Source organism: Natrialba aegyptia DSM 13077 (assembly GCF_000337535.1).
Classification (GTDB): domain Archaea; phylum Halobacteriota; class Halobacteria; order Halobacteriales; family Natrialbaceae; genus Natrialba; species Natrialba aegyptia.
The window spans coordinates 402,992-418,612 of the sequence record NZ_AOIP01000031.1 but is presented as its reverse complement, the minus strand read 5'-3'; the positions used below and the strand labels follow the sequence as shown (position 1 = coordinate 418,612).

The 15,621-nt window shown below is 66.1% G+C and carries 17 protein-coding genes; 3 read left to right on the top strand and 14 right to left on the bottom strand.

What is annotated here, in order from left to right; all coding sequences use genetic code 11:
- Positions 1–119 precede the first annotated feature (119 nt).
- Genes cruF through C480_RS13230 form a run of 3 tightly spaced genes read right to left on the bottom strand, consistent with a single transcriptional unit; the run spans position 120 to position 3,650 of the window.
- A complete protein-coding gene (gene cruF, locus C480_RS13240; RefSeq protein WP_006666118.1) occupies positions 120–1,178 on the bottom strand; it encodes a bisanhydrobacterioruberin hydratase in 1,059 nt (352 codons plus the stop codon).
- A complete protein-coding gene (locus tag C480_RS13235; protein ID WP_006666117.1) occupies positions 1,171–2,145 on the bottom strand; it encodes a prenyltransferase in 975 nt (324 codons plus the stop codon). The genes cruF and C480_RS13235 overlap by 8 nt, the downstream gene beginning before the upstream one ends.
- A complete protein-coding gene (locus tag C480_RS13230) occupies positions 2,142–3,650 on the bottom strand; it encodes a phytoene desaturase family protein (RefSeq protein WP_006666116.1) in 1,509 nt (502 codons plus the stop codon). The genes C480_RS13235 and C480_RS13230 overlap by 4 nt, the downstream gene beginning before the upstream one ends.
- Before the next feature lie 95 nt (positions 3,651–3,745).
- Here C480_RS13230 and C480_RS13225 point away from each other — a divergent pair, with 95 nt between their 5' ends.
- Both C480_RS13225 and C480_RS13220 read left to right on the top strand, forming a co-directional pair.
- Entirely contained in the window at positions 3,746–5,674 is a 1,929-nt protein-coding gene (locus C480_RS13225) for a formate/nitrite transporter family protein (protein WP_006666115.1), read from the top strand.
- A 105-nt stretch (positions 5,675–5,779) separates the two neighbouring features.
- Complete coding sequence (locus C480_RS13220; protein WP_006666114.1) at positions 5,780–6,343, top strand: type 1 glutamine amidotransferase domain-containing protein; 564 nt, start codon at positions 5,780–5,782, stop codon at positions 6,341–6,343.
- A 48-nt stretch (positions 6,344–6,391) separates the two neighbouring features.
- Here the strand turns inward: C480_RS13220 and C480_RS13215 are convergent, their stop codons facing one another.
- The 3 genes from C480_RS13215 to C480_RS13205 all read right to left on the bottom strand — a co-directional run bounded on the left by C480_RS13215 (position 6,392) and on the right by C480_RS13205 (position 8,195).
- Positions 6,392–6,676, bottom strand: a complete 285-nt coding sequence (locus C480_RS13215; protein ID WP_083867281.1) for a translation initiation factor eIF-1A — start codon at positions 6,674–6,676, stop codon at positions 6,392–6,394.
- A 108-nt stretch (positions 6,677–6,784) separates the two neighbouring features.
- Positions 6,785–7,294, bottom strand: coding sequence for a YkgJ family cysteine cluster protein (locus C480_RS13210; protein WP_006666112.1), 510 nt, complete (start codon positions 7,292–7,294; stop codon positions 6,785–6,787).
- A gap of 172 nt (positions 7,295–7,466) precedes the next feature.
- Positions 7,467–8,195, bottom strand: coding sequence for a fumarylacetoacetate hydrolase family protein (locus C480_RS13205; protein WP_006666111.1), 729 nt, complete (start codon positions 8,193–8,195; stop codon positions 7,467–7,469).
- Positions 8,196–8,301: 106 nt separating this feature from the next.
- On the opposite strand from C480_RS13205, the gene C480_RS13200 reads away from it, so the two are divergent.
- Positions 8,302–9,192, top strand: coding sequence for a sulfurtransferase (locus C480_RS13200; protein WP_006666110.1), 891 nt, complete (start codon positions 8,302–8,304; stop codon positions 9,190–9,192).
- Between the two features lie 98 nt (positions 9,193–9,290).
- On the opposite strand, the gene C480_RS13195 is transcribed toward C480_RS13200, so the two are convergent.
- From C480_RS13195 to cbiB, 8 genes are all read right to left on the bottom strand, one after another.
- Positions 9,291–9,497, bottom strand: a complete 207-nt coding sequence (locus C480_RS13195; protein WP_006666109.1) for a hypothetical protein — start codon at positions 9,495–9,497, stop codon at positions 9,291–9,293.
- A gap of 154 nt (positions 9,498–9,651) precedes the next feature.
- A complete protein-coding gene (locus C480_RS13190; protein ID WP_006666108.1) occupies positions 9,652–10,086 on the bottom strand; it encodes a hypothetical protein in 435 nt (144 codons plus the stop codon).
- A 26-nt stretch (positions 10,087–10,112) separates the two neighbouring features.
- A complete protein-coding gene (locus tag C480_RS13185) occupies positions 10,113–11,057 on the bottom strand; it encodes an adenosylcobinamide amidohydrolase (protein WP_006666107.1) in 945 nt (314 codons plus the stop codon).
- Positions 11,057–12,121, bottom strand: coding sequence for a threonine-phosphate decarboxylase CobD (gene cobD, locus C480_RS13180; protein ID WP_006666106.1), 1,065 nt, complete (start codon positions 12,119–12,121; stop codon positions 11,057–11,059). Before cobD ends, C480_RS13185 begins: the two co-directional genes overlap by 1 nt.
- Complete coding sequence (gene cobT / locus C480_RS13175; RefSeq protein WP_006666105.1) at positions 12,111–13,169, bottom strand: nicotinate mononucleotide-dependent phosphoribosyltransferase CobT; 1,059 nt, start codon at positions 13,167–13,169, stop codon at positions 12,111–12,113. The genes cobD and cobT overlap by 11 nt, the downstream gene beginning before the upstream one ends.
- 12 nt (positions 13,170–13,181) lie before the next feature.
- The gene (locus tag C480_RS13170; protein WP_006666104.1) at positions 13,182–13,790 is read right to left on the bottom strand and encodes an NTP transferase domain-containing protein; all 609 of its coding nucleotides are present in this window, start codon (positions 13,788–13,790) and stop codon (positions 13,182–13,184) included.
- A complete protein-coding gene (gene cobS, locus C480_RS13165) occupies positions 13,790–14,557 on the bottom strand; it encodes an adenosylcobinamide-GDP ribazoletransferase (protein WP_006666103.1) in 768 nt (255 codons plus the stop codon). Before cobS ends, C480_RS13170 begins: the two co-directional genes overlap by 1 nt.
- On the bottom strand, positions 14,548–15,573 hold the full coding sequence (gene cbiB, locus C480_RS13160; protein ID WP_006666102.1) for an adenosylcobinamide-phosphate synthase CbiB: 1,026 nt from the start codon (positions 15,571–15,573) through the stop codon (positions 14,548–14,550). Before cbiB ends, cobS begins: the two co-directional genes overlap by 10 nt.
- Positions 15,574–15,621 lie beyond the last annotated feature (48 nt).

Genomic DNA, 15,621 nt, shown 5'->3' with positions numbered 1-15,621 from the left:
GCTCGGTCGCGCGGGACCCTGGGGTGGGTACGAAGCAGACGACCCGTAGAAGAGGTCCGCTTCCCGTGCCAGCTATCGTCCCATCGCTTCGAATCCCGCCGCTGCGAACCCCGAAACCGCTAGTTCTTATCGGTCGGCGGAATCGCCGTTCGAAACAGGTCGCCGCCGTACCGATCCGTCCCGACCAACCCGAGACAGATGAGGCCGGCGACGGCCGCGGCGATCCAGTTCCCGTAGAGCACGTTGATCGACCCCCACAACAGCACGAAGCTCACCAGATCGTCCAGGATGAACTCGCACGACCGGATCCTCTCGCGGAGGGCCTCGCGATCGAATCCGAACTCGACGAGCGCGACGGCGACGGCTCCCGAAAGCAGCCAGCCGGCGTAATTCGAGACCGGGACCCCGTAGTACGCACCCGCCGGGATGAACTCCCAGAAGCCGATGGCAACGGCCGCGGGATCGAGGACGAGATCGATTGCGAGTACCGTGGCAATCGCCCCCGCTAGCCTGGCGAGCGGCGTCTCGAACCGATTCTCGGAGCGGGAATCGAGTACCAGCACCGTTAGCAGGTAGGCGTCGAGCACCAGCGGAACGAAGAACAGCGGCAGTGCGAGTGGCACCTCGCCGGCGAGCGTCGGCCCGAGTTCAATTGCGTACTCGAACGTCCCGTAGGGCCAGCCGGTCCGCAGGCCGACGAGTTCGATCGCGTAGGTGAAGGCGGTGAGCGCGCCGAGACAGCCGAGCGCTCGCCGGCCGAGCGTCGGGAGCACGCCGACGAGCAGCGGCGAGCGCATGACGGCGGTGCCGACGAGCAAGAGCAGGGGGTTGTACGCGAGCGGTGCGGGGAGGTGCCCGAGATCGCTCGCGACGAGCGTTATCGCGCCGACGACGGGGAAGACGACCGCGATGGTGAAACGGTTCTCGCGGACGCGGGTTTCGAGCCACCGCTGGACGGCGGCCCGGGTGCCGTCGGCGTCGTCGGTCGTTCGGTGTCGTCCCCGGTGGCCGAGTGCGGTTCGATTCGCATCCTGATCCCCTCGGTCCCGATTTTGCCCTTGACCCCGGTTTTGCCCTCGATTTCGGTCCTGATCTCGATCCCGGTTTTGCTCTCGATTCCGGTCCTGGTCCCGGTCTCGATCGCTCCCGGCGCTCGGATCGGATTCCGAGCTATCCATGGAGGAGCCTCCAGAGGCCACCCATCGTCAGTACCGTACCGACGGCCGTGTTGATCAGGGGGAACCACCAGTAGGCCCGGCGAACGTCGATTCGGGTCGCGGCGAGCACCGAGATGAGGGCGGGATAGACGAGCAGGACGAGACCGAGACGAGCGTCGAGCGAGCCGAACGCGGCGGCGCTCGCCAGCCAGCACGCGCCGCAGTAGACGGCTGTCCACGTCTCGCCGAGGACCGTCGCGGTCGTCCGAACGCCCGCCTCGCGGTCGGGGGCGATATCGGGCATCGCCGAGAAGGTGTGCATTCCCATCGCCCACAGCCAGCCGCCGGCGACGGCGGTCAAGGGCGGTTGCGTTCCGGCGACGGCGGCGTAGGCCGCGGCTCCCGGCGCGACGTAGAGGCCGTTCGAAACCGAATCGAGCGGCGGCGTCGTCTTGAATCGGATCGGTGGGGCACTGTAGGCTGCCCCGAGGACGAGAAATGCGACGAGCCAGGGCCACGCCGCGGTCGGGAGTAGTGGAACGAAAAGCAGCGGGAGTGCTGCACAGAGTCCGACGACGACGGGAACGTACCGCTGACCCCGATAGCGGGCCTCGCGCTCGTCCGCGTCTTTCTTCGGGTTTTCAGCGTCGATCTCGCGGTCGTAGATATCGTTGATCCCGTAGAGAAAGACGTTCGCCGGGACGAGGAAGTACGCGAAGAGGACGACGGCGGCGGGCGTGAACAGTTCGCCGACGGCGTCGGCGGCGTAGGCGACGCCCACCAGAACCGGCCCCGCGAGGTAGAGCCAAAACCGGGGCCGGGACAGCACGAGCACGTGAGACAGGCAATCGACGAGTTCAGATTTGCCACCGGTGCGTGGCCGTTCGTCCCGAGGGGTGCGGACGGCGGGTCCGGCAGCGTCGCTATCGCTGCCGTCGTCGCTTTGCTCCCCGCCATCACCGCACCCAGGTGAACTCGAGTCGGTCATCGGTCACAGTGCGGATGAGGGCCGTCACCGTAGTCCGCGAGCAGTGCGTCTGCCGTTAGTTCGCCGCTGATGAGACACATCGGGACGCCGATACCGGGCGTCGTGTCCGCGCCCGTGAAGTAGAGTCCGTCGACGGCCTTCGAACGGTGTGGCGGGCGCAGGAGGGCGGTCTGTCGGAGCGTGTGCGCCAGTCCGAGGGCAGTCCCATCGTAGCTGTTGTAGCGGGCGGCAAAGTCGGAAACGCAAAAGCGTTTCTCGAAGACGATCCGTTCGCGAACGTCCAGCCCGGTGTGTGCGGCGAGATCGGCGAGAATCGCCTCGCGATACTGCTCGCGGAGTTCCGGCGTGTCCTCGAGTCCGGGTGCGATCGGGACGAGGACGAACAGCGCGCTGTGGCCCGCTGGTGCGACCGCCTCGTCCGTCTGCGACGGGACGCAGACGTAATACGCGGGGTCGTCGGGCCACTGCGGCTCCTCAAAAATCTGCTCGAAGTGCTCTTCCCACCCTAGCGGCAGAACGAGCGAGTGATGTGCGAGTTCGGGAACGTCCCCTTCGACGCCCAGATAGAGGAGAAACGCGGACGGGGCGTAGGTTCGCGACTCCCAGTACTCGGACTCGTACTGTCGCTGTTCGGGTGCGAGCAGCTCCTGCTCGGTATGGGCGTAATCGGCGTTGCTGACGACCAGGTCCGACCGCAACGGCCCGTCGGGCGTCTCGACGAGGAAGGCACCTTCCCGACCCTTGATCCGTGTCACCGGACGGCCCGTACTGAACTCGACGCCGAGTTCGCGAGCGAGGTCGACGAGTGCGTCGATGACGGTACCGATGCCGCCGTCGGGATACCAGACGCCGAGGTTGAAATCGACGTGGCTCATCAGGTTGTAGATCGCGGGCGTGTTCGATGGTGACCCGCCGAGAAAGACGAGCGTGTACTGCATGAGTTGCTGCAGTTTTGGATGGTCGAAATAGTCCTCGACGTGGCCCTGCATCGATCCGAGAAGTGAGAGACCACGCGCGTGCTGGGCAACATCGGGATCGATGTAATCCCGAAGTCGCGGCCGATCCTCGTAGACGAAGTGTTCCATGCCGATCTCGTAGTGGTGGCGAGCGGTCTCGAGATAGCGTTCGAGCGCGTCGCCGGCACCCGTTTCGTAGGACTCGAAGAGTTGTTTCGTTCGCTCTCTGTCGGGCGTCACGTCTACCTGGTCCCCGTCTTTGAAGAAGATCCGATAGTGCGGATCGAGGTGGGTGAGGTCGTAGTACTCGGAGGGCGTTCGGTCGAAGGCGGCGAAGAACCGTTCGAAGACGTCGGGCATCAGGTACCAGGACGGCCCCATATCGAATCGGAACCCGTCGCGTTCGAGCCGACTCGCACGGCCGCCGAGTTGGTCGTTTTGCTCGACAACGTGAACTGACACGCCGGCATCGGCGAGGTAACAGGCGGTCGAGAGACCGCCCACACCGGCTCCGACGACGATGGCTGTGGACCCGGCCGGGGAGCGCATACGATGGGTACCGGAAGTAGCGTGAAGAATGTGCATCCCGGTTCCGTTGAGCGAAATACCAATGCCTTAGTTCGTCTGGGAGACTCGGTCTAGTAATGGATACCTCTGAACACGAACACACGCCACCCCCTGGTAACGAGGACGGGACGCGAGACGAGGACATCCGGCGCGACCGCGAGTCGACTGAGTCGGACGCGGACCGCGAAACGGATCACACGGTGCCCGAGGTGACCACTGCGGAACGTCAGGATGCGGTGCGGGACGCCGTCGAACGCTCTCGAAGCGGCGCGCCTGCAGTCGGGTCGGTCGTTCGCGATCGCTTCTCTGCGGACGAGGTCTTCCAGCGAATCGTCGCCGCCGCGGACGAGGAGGTCACGTCCGGAAACCGCGAACTGCTCTTCAGCGGGATCGCCGCGGGATTCGCGATCACGATCACGTTCCTGTTGTACGCCTCGCTGTACGGCTCGACGGACGGCCATCCGATACTGAGCGCGCTGTTGTACCCGCTCGGGTTCATCTACATCATCATCGGCGGCTACCAGCTCTACACCGAAAACACGCTTCCGCCGGTGGCGCTCACGCTCGAGCGCCTCGCGAGCATTCCGGCGCTCTTTCGGCACTGGACGATCGTCCTCATCGGGAACTTCATCGGGGCCACCATCGGCGCGGCGGCGCTCGCGTGGGGCGGCGTCTTCGAGGACGACGCGGCCGACGCCGCGATGTACCTCGGCACGCACGGCGTCGAAACGCCCTGGTTCGATCTGTTCTTCAAGGCAGCCTTCGCGGGGCTGATCGTCGCCGGCGTCGTCTGGGTCACGTTCGCCTCCCGCGATACGATCTCTCGGCTCGTCGTCGTCTACATGGCGTTCCTGGCGATCCCGATCGGGAACCTGTTTCACGTCGTCACCTCGTTCACCGAGATGTCCTACGCGGTCTTCGCCGGCGAGCTCTCCTTTTTCGTCGGGCTGATCCACTTCGTCCTGCCAGTCCTGCTCGGCAACACCATCGGCGGGATTCTCCTCGTCACCGTCGTCAATTACTTCCAGACGAGCGAGGAGCGCCTCAAATCGGCCCGTTTCGAGGGTATCAAACGCCGGCTCTCGTTCAAAGAGTGGGTGTTCGGTGGCTTCGTCGGTCGGTCGTACGTTCCCCTGATCGACACAGCCGAGCGAACAGAAGACGACGAAGAGGGCTACCGGGTCCTCGTTCCGATCGCGAACCCGCGCACCGAATCGCGGCTCATCGACCTCGCCGCAACGCTCGCAGCACAACGCGAATCCGCGATCGTACACGTGGTCCACATCGTGCAAATCCCGGATCAGTCCAGCGGCGGACGACAGCGCGATCAGATCGTGTCCGAATCCGAAGCGTTACTGCGAGATGTCGGCGATGAGATCGACGACTACGACGTCGAGTTCGAGTACTCGACGATCGTCACGCACCGCTCGTTCGAGGAAATCTTCAACCTGGCCGACAGCAAACGCAGCGACCTCGTCGTGATCGGCTGGGGCGTCAACGAACTCTGGGGCGCGGCGCGCGCAGAACGGCCGCTCAGCGAACTGACGAGACAGCTCCCCTGCGACTTCCTCGTCCTGAAAGACCGCGGACTGGACCCGTCCAGAATCCTCCTGCCGACCGCCGGCGGGCCGGACTCGGACCTGAGTGCCGAAGTCGCCCAAACGTTCCGCGAAACGGCGGACGCCGAGGTGACGCTCCTGCACGTCGTCGATACCCCCGACGAGCGCCAGACCGGGGAACAGTTCCTCTCGGACTGGGCGGTCGACCACAACTTGCAGGACGCCGAACTCGTGGTTGACGATTCGGGCGACGTCGAACGCGCGATCTGTCGCCAATCGAAAGAGCATTCGATGCTCCTCATCGGCGCAACGGAGCGTGGACTCCTCTCGCGGCTGCTCACGGGATCGCTCCACTTCGATGTCGTCAACGAAGTCGACTGCTCGGTGGTTCTCGCAGAACGACCGAGCGGCCGCTCACTCCTCAAGCGACTCTTCGGCTGGAAGTAACGGCAACGGTCCCACAACCGTGTCTCAGTATCCGTCGTGAACGCTCCGGTTGCAAGCGTAGGTGCAATCGTTTTCCACGTGCTCCCACGAGTTCAGCGCATGAGTATGAGTACCGACGAGCAGTCACTCGACGGCACGACGGTCGGAATCTTCATCGCGCCAGCAGGGACCGAGGAAATCGAGTTCACCGAGCCGAAGCAGACGGTCGCCGACGCCGGCGCGACCGTCGACGTGCTCGGGAGCGAGACCGGCGAGGCCCAGAGCGTCAACAACGATCTCGAGGAGAGCGAGACCTACGAGGTCGACAAACGGTTCGACGAAGTCAGCGCCGACGACTACGATGCACTCATCGTCCCCGGCGGCACCGTCGGCGCGGATACGCTCCGGCTCGACGAGGATGCGGTATCCCTTCTCCGCGAGCACGTCGAAGCCGGAAAACGGGCCGGCGTAATCTGTCACGGCCCCTGGTTGCTCGTCGAGGCGGGTGTCGTCGACGGCCGGACGCTCACCTCCTATCCGAGTCTGCAGACGGATATCCGTAACGCGGGCGGCGAGTGGATCGACGCCGAACTCGTCACTGACCAGGGGCTCGTGACGAGCCGAAACCCGGACGATCTCGACGCATTCTGTGAGGGAATCGTCGAGGCGTTCGCAGGCGGGTCGGCGTGAGAAGCGCGGCTCGGTTACGCGGGCGTCAGCACGCGAGCGAGAGTAAAATCAGTCGATGTGGCCTTCGCGGCGGAGCTGGTCGGCGTCCTGGCTGGTGTAGCGCCACTCGATCGTGGCCTTCTCGTCCTGCCAGTCCCAGGGTTCGGCGACGACGATGTCGTCCTGTTCGATCCAGGTCCGGTATTTCATCCGACCGGGAATACGGCCGAGACGTTCCTCGCCGTCTTCACAGCGGAGTTGGACGTGGTTACCGCCGAGGTGTTCGGTGACGACGGCGAATACTTCATCGTTGTTGGGCATACGGAGATTCCGTCGCCCGGAGTCTTCTGTCACACCTTCCCTACGTGGGGCAGCCGTTTAAACTATCGGAAAGACGTGGTATCACGTGTCACTCGGCGGGTGGCAAAAAGTGGGCCATTCGCGGATTATTAGTCAGGTGCGTTAGAGTTCTCGATCCGAGTCCGGATCGTCGAGATCCCACAACAACTCCGGCAGGAACGCCTCAAGATTGTCGATCACGCGGCGTTCGCTGACGTTCAGCCCTTCACAGTGGTCGTGTGCCGACTCCCGAATATCGACGTGAAGGTCGCCCCCTTCGAGCCAGACGCCGAGCGGAAAGACCGAACACCGCGTCGGTTTCCAGTCTTCCTCTAAGTGCAGCGAGCAGAGTCCGTCTTCCCGAAGAAACGCGCAGGCGTGACCGTCTTCAGCGACGTGTTCGTCCCGCGCTTTCTCCTCGCGCGTGACGAACTTCTCGCCCCGAAAATCGGTGGTCGTCTCCGCGAGGTTCGCCCGCTGAGCGAGTTCGAGTAAGTCCCGGTCGTACAGCAAGACGCCGTGGTGACAGCACCAGGTGCAGTCGTCGACGCACTCGAACGTGAGTTCCGGATCGAACTCGACGACGGCCTCGCGGCCGGGGTGAACCTCGACGCGGCGGGAGTCAGCGCTCACGTGTCGGCGGAAGGTGTTCGGCCTGAAGTGCCTTTCTACCCGTACCCATACCTGCGCCACGCCCGCATTCGTATTCGTACTGGTACCCGTATCCGCATCGTACCCGTATCCGCACCCGCACCCGCCGCTCTTTCGCCGATCTCTCGCTGATCTCTCGTCGGTCGCGCTCTACTCACTCCGTCGGTTCGACGACCGTATTCCGCAGCGTCCCGACGCCCTCGTAGGTGATTTCAACGGTGTCTCCGGGCTCGACCAGGCCGGGATTGGCCGGACTGCCGAACGCGATCACGTCGCCGGGGCGAAGGGTGAACCGGTTCGAGAGATAGGAGACGATCTCGGCGACTCCAAACAGCATCAGATCAGTCGTCGCCTCCTGGCGGCGCTCGCCCGCAACGTCTGTGTACATCTCGATCTCCGTCGCCGTCGCGTCGAGTTCAGTTTCGAGCCACGGGCCGAGCGGGCCGGAGCCGTCGAAGGCCTTCCGCGCGGTGCGACCCTGCTGGTCGAGGGCGTCCACGTCGTTCATGATCGTGTAGCCACGGACGACGTCGGCGACCTCGTCTTCGCCGATGTCGTGACAGTGCTCGTCGATGACGGCCGCGAGTTCGCCGGCGTAGGTCAACTCGCCGGTGAACTCGGGGTAGGGAATCGGCGCCTCGTGGGCCAGCAGCGACGCCGGCGGTTTGATAAAGAAGTCGGGTTCCTCGGGGCGCTCGTATTCCATCTGGTCGAGCGTCTCGGCGTAGTTGCGGCCGACGCAGTACAGCGCCGTCGGTTCACAGGGAGGGAGCAGTTCGCCGTCGACACCGACCTCGTGGGTGTCGTCGTCGGCGTGGACGACGCCGTTCTCGTATCGGCCTGTCACGGGCCCGGATGCAGTGTCGATCCGTGCGAGTCGCATACAAGGTGGTCGTGACTCGAGTTTGGTAGCCTTACCGGTTCGATTTCGAACGTGTCGGCCCGATCCGTGTTACGCTTTTGCCGTTGCTCGTCGGAGTCGCGGGTGCATGTCCGAATACGACACCGACGTGCTGGTTTCGGCGGACTGGGTCGAAGACCACTTAGACGAGTTCCAGGCTGACGATCCGGACTATCGCCTCGTGGAAGTCAACAGTCCCGAATCTCCGGAAGAGGGTGACTTTCCCTCGCGGTACGACGAGGGTCACATTCCCGGTGCGATCGGCCTCCAGTGGGACGACGACCTCTCCGATCCGGATCAGCGAGACATTCTGAAAAAGGCGGACTTCGAGGAGACGGTCGGCGAACGCGGCATCGGCGAGGACTCGACGGTCGTCTTCTACGGCGACGGCCACATTCCGAACTGGTTCGCCCTCTTCGCCTACTGGGAGTTCAAATACTACGGCCACGACGACGCGCGCGTCCTCGACGGCGGGAAGGACTACTGGGTGAACGAAGACTATCCGCTGACCGACGAGGTACCCGATTTCGATGCCGTCGAGTACGCTGCGAAGGGCCCATTCGAAAGTATCCGCGCCTACAAAGACGACGTCGACAAGGCCCGCGAGGCCGGCATCCCGATGGTCGACGTTCGCTCACCCGCGGAGTTCTCCGGCGAGACCATCGCCCCCGAAGGACTCCAGGAGACCGCCCAACGCGGCGGGCACATCCCCGGGGCCTCGAACGTTCCCGTGAAGACGAACCTGCGCGACGACGGCCGATTCAAGGAGCCGGATGAACTCGAAGCGATGTACGCCGACTCGGGAATCGACGGGGACGAATCCGTCGTCACGTACTGTCGCGTCGGCGAGCGCTCCGCGATCGCGTGGTTTACCCTCCACGAACTCCTCGATTACGAGGACGTGCACAACTACGACGGGTCCTGGACTGAATGGGGGAACCTCATCCGCGCGCCGATCGAGAAGGGTGAGGGCGACTGATTGGCACCGGCTACCGACGCCGTGTCGCCACGTCACCACGCCGCGCCAGTTCGCCATTACAACAGTTCGCCATTCCGCAGTTGCCACCACACGAGGCGCTACTCCAGCACGAGGTACGTCCGCGCGCCGCGGTGCTCGAGCGACACCTGATCCGTGTCGACATCCACCCGGGCCTGGACGAACTCGCCGATGCTCGCTGCATCGAGTTCAGTAACCTCGATCCGTTCACGCTGTGGAGCCGTCGCCGTTTCGCTCTCGCTTCCGGTTCCGATGGAGCCACCACTTCGGTCGACGATCAGTGTCATACCACTCAGTTAGACTGACAGTACGTCAATCCGACCCGTCCGGGGTGAAAGTGAAAGTGGTCGGTGGAGCCCCTCACTACGGGAGATTCAGCCGGAGATGGGACCGGATATCAGTTGAAACCAAAACCGACTGCGGACAGCGGTATCGACGCCGTCAGCCGAGCGACTTGAGATCGACCTGCCGACGGCCGTGTTCGGTTTCGATCGAAACTGTCTCGGTCAGCGACTCGCGTGCGCGCTCTCGCCACGTCTCGACGGCCGCAGCGTGGCGTTTGCGCCGCTGGTCCGGTGTGAGTGACGAATCGCCCGAATCGGCGGGCTGTTCGCCGTCTTTCGGCCGGAACTGCGGGTACGCCGCACGCGCCTCGCTGTCGAGAACGGCAGCGGGATCGACGTGAACCGCCCCGGTCAGTTCGGCGTCATCGCGCCGGTAGACGTGAATCCGGGCCCGCATGCGGCCGTGAAACGGCGGCGTGATTCGCAGGACGGCCTCGCCGGGATTCTCCCGGGTATAGGCGTAGGCGTCGACAACGTCCGCCGGCGAGACGGCAATCGATCGGATCGCCGTCGGGTCGTCCTCTGCACCCATTATCGGGTGCTTTGACCTCCAATCGGTTAAGCACCGTCGTCCGGCGATGCGGGCCGTTCTGGATCGGCATCGACGCCGGCACCAGTCGCCGGTCGAAAAACCGTCGCCTCGACCTCCGTCGAGACCCCGTAGGCCGCCGCCTCGACCGATGACGGGAGCCCGAACTCGGCGTCTCGGTAGTGCGCTCGCAACGAGGCGCGAACCGCCTCGCGAACGCAGGCCCGCGTCGCTGCACCGACCGCAGTCGCGCTGCCGCTGAACTCGGCGCGACGGCCGGCCGGATCGTGACCGACGACGACCGCATCGGTTGTCGTCCCCGGAAACCCGGTTTCGGCGAGCAGCGTCGCGGTTTTGGCTTCCGCCGCAACCGCGAGGAGGTTCGTCAACGCGCCGGGTGCGAGTTCACGAGTCGTCCCGACGATGACGTTTACGGTACCGGTCCCCGGTTCCGAACTGTCGGCGTCGGTGCTGGCGTCAGCATCGGGATTCTCCTCGGTGGTGACGGTCGAGTCGAGTTCAGCCGCGGATTCGCGAGCGGGAAGCGACCCGCCGCTCGGGTCCATCGGGAGGGCTGCGGGGTTCGAGATGCCGGCGGTCGCGTACGCGGTGACGGAACCACAGCGCGCGCCGCGGGCGTCGTCGATGTCGACGCCGGTGAGCAGGGCCGGTCCGGGTAGCCGTCGTCGTCGTGCATCCCCGCCGTCGCTGTTCGCTTTCTCCTCGCTCTCCCCGAACCGGCCATCGCCGCAATCGCGTTCACGAACGCCGACTCCCGCCCGGTCGAGTCGGCCGACGATGTACGTCCCGAGATCCCGTTGCCCCCACCCGTCGGGAACCGAGAGGTTGTACGCGCAGTCGCTCGTCCAGCGACCGCCGTTCCAGCCGCTCGAAAGCCACTCCGTCCCGGGTCGGCGAACCCTGAGTACCCCGTCGCGCCGAACGGCCTCGTACGCGCACTCCCGCCCCGACATCAGCTAGGGTCACCACCGTCGTCGGCGTCACCGACACTGGCACCGAGCACAGCGAGCAACCGATCGTTCGAGTCCCGGTCCTTGATCGCAACCCGTACGTGCGACTCGAGGGTCCGAAAGGTCCGCGCGTCGCGGACGGCGACGCCGCGCTCTCGCGCCGACGCGAGCACGTCCCCAACGTCGCGGTCACCGACGTCACACAGCAGGTACGGCGCATCGGAATCGCGCACGTCGAATCCGAGTTCAGCGTCGAGCGTCTCGCGAACCCGCTCGCGCTCGCTGGCGACGCGCGCACGAGTCGCGCGGATGAACTCGTCCTGACGCAGGCAGTATGCGCCGACGCGTGCGGCCGGCGTGCCGAGCGACCACGCGCGACGGGCCGTCTCGAGTGCGCGACGGCGCTCGCCGGTGGCGACGGCGAAGCCGGCGCGGAGTCCGGGCAGCCCAAACAGTTTGGTGAGCGAGCGCGCAACGATGACGTGTTCCCGATCGAGCGTGGCCGCCGACGGACGCTCGGTGAATCCGAGGAACGCCTCGTCGACGAGGAGGGTCGTCCCGGCTTCCGCACAGCGAGCGGCGAAGGCGGCCAGATCGTCCGGATCGACCACGTCGCCGGTCGGGTTGTTCGGCGTGCAGACGACCGCGAGCGAACAATTTTCAAGCGCCACCTGGCGCAGATCACAGCAGTCGTCGTACCGGACGAACCGCGGCGTCGCACCCTGTAATCGGACCTCGCGGGCGTACTCGCCGAAACTGGGGTAGGGGACCAGCGCCTCGTCGCCGGGCTCGAGTTCGAGTTCCATCGCCAGTCGAATCGCGGCCAGGCCGCCCGGCGTCGGGATTACTCGGTCGGGATCGCAGCCGACGAACGCGGCTGCGGCAGCCCGGAAGTCAGCGTAGTCGTCGTCGGGGTATCGGCGGGAGGCCTCGAGTGCGTCGGCGTACACGTCGTCGACCCCTGCGGGTGTCGACGGATTGGTGTTCGCCGAGAAATCGAGAATGTCCGGATCGGGGTCGCCGCCGTGGTGGACACGGCTCCCACCGCGGATCGACTCAGGATCCATCCTCGTCCCCCGTTTCCATCTGGCTCGGGTCTCCGACCCCGTCGCCGTCGGCGTCGATTCCGAGCCGTGCACAGACGAGTTCAAACTGCTCTCTGACCGTTGCCATCTCGCCGGGCGGAACGAGCGAGAGCGCACCACCCATTGCGACGCCTTCCTTCGCTTCGCCGGCGCAGTAGCGCTCCATCGCGACGTGTGCGCGCTCGTGGTCGTCGAAGCCCGGATCGGTGACCGTGAGGTCGCAGTCGAGTTCAGCACACGCCTCCCGAAGGCGCGGACCCTGTTCGGCCGCGACGAACGAGGTCGTCGCGATTTCGAGCGCGGCGTCGACGCCGGCGTGGCGGAGGACGGCGGCGACGGCGACCATCTGGGTGCCGCCCGCGAGCGTCACGTCGGCTCCCGACTCGAGCGCGCCGGCCGCGACGCCCGCGACGGTCGGCTGGACCGGGTCGCCGACGGCTCGAATCGCCGCGAACGGGTCCGACGCGCAGTCGCCGGGTTCGATGTCGCTCGCTGCGAGACTCTCGGAGACGACGCGGCGCTTGCGCTCGACCGGGTTCTCGGGTAGCGACGACGAGACGGTCGTCGGCTCGCCCAGCGCGGTGAGTACGCCGAGGGCCGTCGTCGTCCCGCCGGGAATCGTCTCGCCGATCACGAGTTCGCTCTCGCCGGCCGGCAGGCTCGCGCCGTAGCCGTGCGCGCGGTCGAAAATCGCGGCCGCGTCGGGGACGGCCGCCGATTCGCGGATGTCCGTCCCCGGCGCGACGCCGAGGTCCACCGTCGGCGAACTCGTCGGCTTCGCGAGGCCGGCGTCGACAACCGTGACGTCGAAGCCGACGACCTCGCGGACGGCCCGCGTGACGGCGGCGGGCGTCGGACAGCCGCTCGGGCTAACTGGTGTTACGGGCGAGCGCGCAGGCGCGCCGAACTCGAGGATCTCAACGTCTGCGGACGGCGTGTGCGCCATGAGCTCCGGCGCTGCCCCGGCGGCGCTGATGCCGTCGACGAGCGCCGTTTCGGTCGTTCCGGCGGGGAGGATGATGCGTGTCATTGGTACTGGTTGTTATCGATCGGTCGAACGACGGATGCGTTCGGTCGCAATGCGAGCGTCTTCGCGGCGGTTCACGTTGATCGCGAGTCGTGGATCGTCGGTTACGTAGGTCATGGATTCGGTGGTGGAGTCGTTCGCTGTGGCGTCGACGACGTTGACACCGGTCGGCACGAGTTCGTCGGGCGAGGTGGCCGTGTCGAGCCGGGAATCGATGCTGGTGCCGAGTCGTCGTTTACAGGTCTCGGGGACGCAGACGGTCAGCGAGCCCGCGTGGCCGCGGTCGTCGTAGACCGTAAGTACCTGCTCGACGACCGCAGCGTCCAGAAGCGGGAGGTCGGCGGCGACGGTGAGTATCGGCGTCGTTACGGCCGGTCGGTCGAGAATCGCCAGGAGGTCGGCGACGTAGCCGTCGCCGGCGGTGTTAATCGTCGTAACGGGCCCGTCGCAAGCACGGAGATGGTCGCGAGTCTCCGGCGCGTTCGGCGACACCGCCGCGTAAATCGCGTCGATGCGGCTCCGCGCGAGCGCGGTCACGACGCGGTCGACCATCGCAACGCCGTCGATCGGGTACAGCGGCTTTTCGCGGTCGCTCTCGAGGCGCGTTCCCTTCCCGCCGCACATCACAAGAGCGTCCACGCGATCACCCCCGCGTGCACGCCGGCGACGCGCCCCAGCTCGTTCGCCGCACCGAAGATATCGCCGTTGATCCCGCCGAGGTGACGGTTCGCCCAGTACCAGGGGAGGCTGACGCCCCCGATTCCGCCGCAGACGGCGACCGTCGCCGGATGCGGCCAGCCGATCGTCGCCGCCGAAAGGACGACCGCCGCCGGGACGAGCCACGATCCTGAACTCGCGGCCTCGGTGAACTGCCGGCCCATTCCCTCGTAGGGTGCGCGGCCGAAGCAGGCCATCGACGCCATGCCGAACTTCGCGCCGACTTCGGCTCCGATTGCGACCGTCACCGCCGTCAGGACCGGCAGTGAGGCGAGACCGAGCCCCGCGAGTGCGAGCCCGGCGACGGTGATCGCCACCGCGAGAATCGCACCAACACCCGTCGTCGTATCCTTCAGGACCTCGCGGCGGCGGTCGGAATCACCGTGGACTACGAGCGCGTCGCCGAGATCGGCAACACCATCGAGGTGGTTGATCCCCATCACCGCGTATACGGCGAGGAGATAGCCGAACGCGACGGTCGGCGGAGCCAATACATCGGCCGCGAGTAACGGGAGCGCAGCGACCGCTCCCGCGGCGAGTCCGACGAGCGGAAAGGCGGCCGGCGTCGAGCGGAACGCGTCCCAGTCGCCGTCGTGGTGGCCGACCGGGAGCCGCGTCAGGAAGCCGAGCGCGCCGCGAATCGCGCGGCCCCAGCGTTTGACGCTTACGACCATTGACCCACCCCCACGGCAAGGAATTCGAGTGACGAGTTCAACGCGCCGTCCATCGGTCCATCCGCGACGCCGGACGCAGCAGCGAGCGAAGCGACTCCGACCGACGCGACGATCGCGAACAGGATCGCGACGGCTGCTGCCGCCCCGACGACTGTCGTCGCTCGCGCACCGTCCTCGGGAGTCGGCAGCGCTGCCGGCGGATTGAGGTCGTACACGCCCGGTTTCGTGAGCCGTACGGAGAGCGCGCAGGCGAGCGTCGCCATCGGCCAGCCCGAGTTCGGCGACGGCGGAGCGCGAGCCCACGCGGTGGCGCGGCGGAGCGCGAGCGGGTCCGCGGTAGCGAGTGCGAGCGCCGCCGCCGTCACGCGGGCGGGAACCCACATCACGATGTCGTCGAGGCGCGCACTCGCGGTGCCGATCGGTTTCGACGGATACCCGAGCATCGAATCCAGCGTGTTGACGCCCTTGACCCAGGCGGCAACCGCCGCGGCTCCCGGGAGCGAGACGGGAGCGAGCACCGCGAACGGGAGTACCGTCGCCACGACGCCGTCGGCGAGGTTTTCGGCTGCGCTCTCGACCGCCGCACTACGAATCTCGGCCGGCGATAACGACGACACGTCCCGTCCGACGAGTCCCCGAACTCGATTACGAGCCGTCTCGAGATCCGTCGCGTCCCCTGCGGTCGCGTCCACGACCTCGTCGGTCAGCGCGAGCAGCGATCGCAGGCTCATCGTCATAAAGAGGACGAGTGCGGCGATTGCGACCCCGAGTAACGGGGAGATCGTCGCGGAACCGAAGACAAAACCACCGGCGACGCCCGCGGGGACGAGCGGAACAAGGAGTGCGATTGCGACCCCGACGAGACGCTGTCGCCGCTCGTTCTCGCTCCACTCGCGATCGAGTGCACCGACGAGACGGCCGAGCCAGGCGACGGGATGCATCGAGTTCGGTGGCTCGCCGATGAGCCAGTCGAGTCCGACTGCGACGACGAGGACGACGACCGTCAGCAGTTCCATGGGCCGTCCTCCGTGTTCGTGACGGGACACCACGCTGACCACGCCGAC

Coding starts and splice junctions, on each gene's coding strand:
- C480_RS13185 (WP_006666107.1), bottom strand. CDS start 11,057: ATGTCGGGGCGGGAGTGCGCGTACGAGGCCGTTCGGCGCGACGGGGTA.
- C480_RS13220 (WP_006666114.1), top strand. CDS start 5,780: ATGAGTACCGACGAGCAGTCACTCGACGGCACGACGGTCGGAATCTTC.
- C480_RS13205 (WP_006666111.1), bottom strand. CDS start 8,195: ATGCGACTCGCACGGATCGACACTGCATCCGGGCCCGTGACAGGCCGA.
- cobD (WP_006666106.1), bottom strand. CDS start 12,121: ATGGATCCTGAGTCGATCCGCGGTGGGAGCCGTGTCCACCACGGCGGC.
- cruF (WP_006666118.1), bottom strand. CDS start 1,178: ATGGATAGCTCGGAATCCGATCCGAGCGCCGGGAGCGATCGAGACCGG.
- C480_RS13230 (WP_006666116.1), bottom strand. CDS start 3,650: ATGCGCTCCCCGGCCGGGTCCACAGCCATCGTCGTCGGAGCCGGTGTG.
- cobT (WP_006666105.1), bottom strand. CDS start 13,169: ATGACACGCATCATCCTCCCCGCCGGAACGACCGAAACGGCGCTCGTC.
- C480_RS13200 (WP_006666110.1), top strand. CDS start 8,302: ATGTCCGAATACGACACCGACGTGCTGGTTTCGGCGGACTGGGTCGAA.
- C480_RS13170 (WP_006666104.1), bottom strand. CDS start 13,790: ATGTGCGGCGGGAAGGGAACGCGCCTCGAGAGCGACCGCGAAAAGCCG.
- C480_RS13195 (WP_006666109.1), bottom strand. CDS start 9,497: ATGACACTGATCGTCGACCGAAGTGGTGGCTCCATCGGAACCGGAAGC.
- cobS (WP_006666103.1), bottom strand. CDS start 14,557: ATGGTCGTAAGCGTCAAACGCTGGGGCCGCGCGATTCGCGGCGCGCTC.
- C480_RS13225 (WP_006666115.1), top strand. CDS start 3,746: ATGGATACCTCTGAACACGAACACACGCCACCCCCTGGTAACGAGGAC.
- C480_RS13235 (WP_006666117.1), bottom strand. CDS start 2,145: ATGACCGACTCGAGTTCACCTGGGTGCGGTGATGGCGGGGAGCAAAGC.
- cbiB (WP_006666102.1), bottom strand. CDS start 15,573: ATGGAACTGCTGACGGTCGTCGTCCTCGTCGTCGCAGTCGGACTCGAC.
- C480_RS13190 (WP_006666108.1), bottom strand. CDS start 10,086: ATGGGTGCAGAGGACGACCCGACGGCGATCCGATCGATTGCCGTCTCG.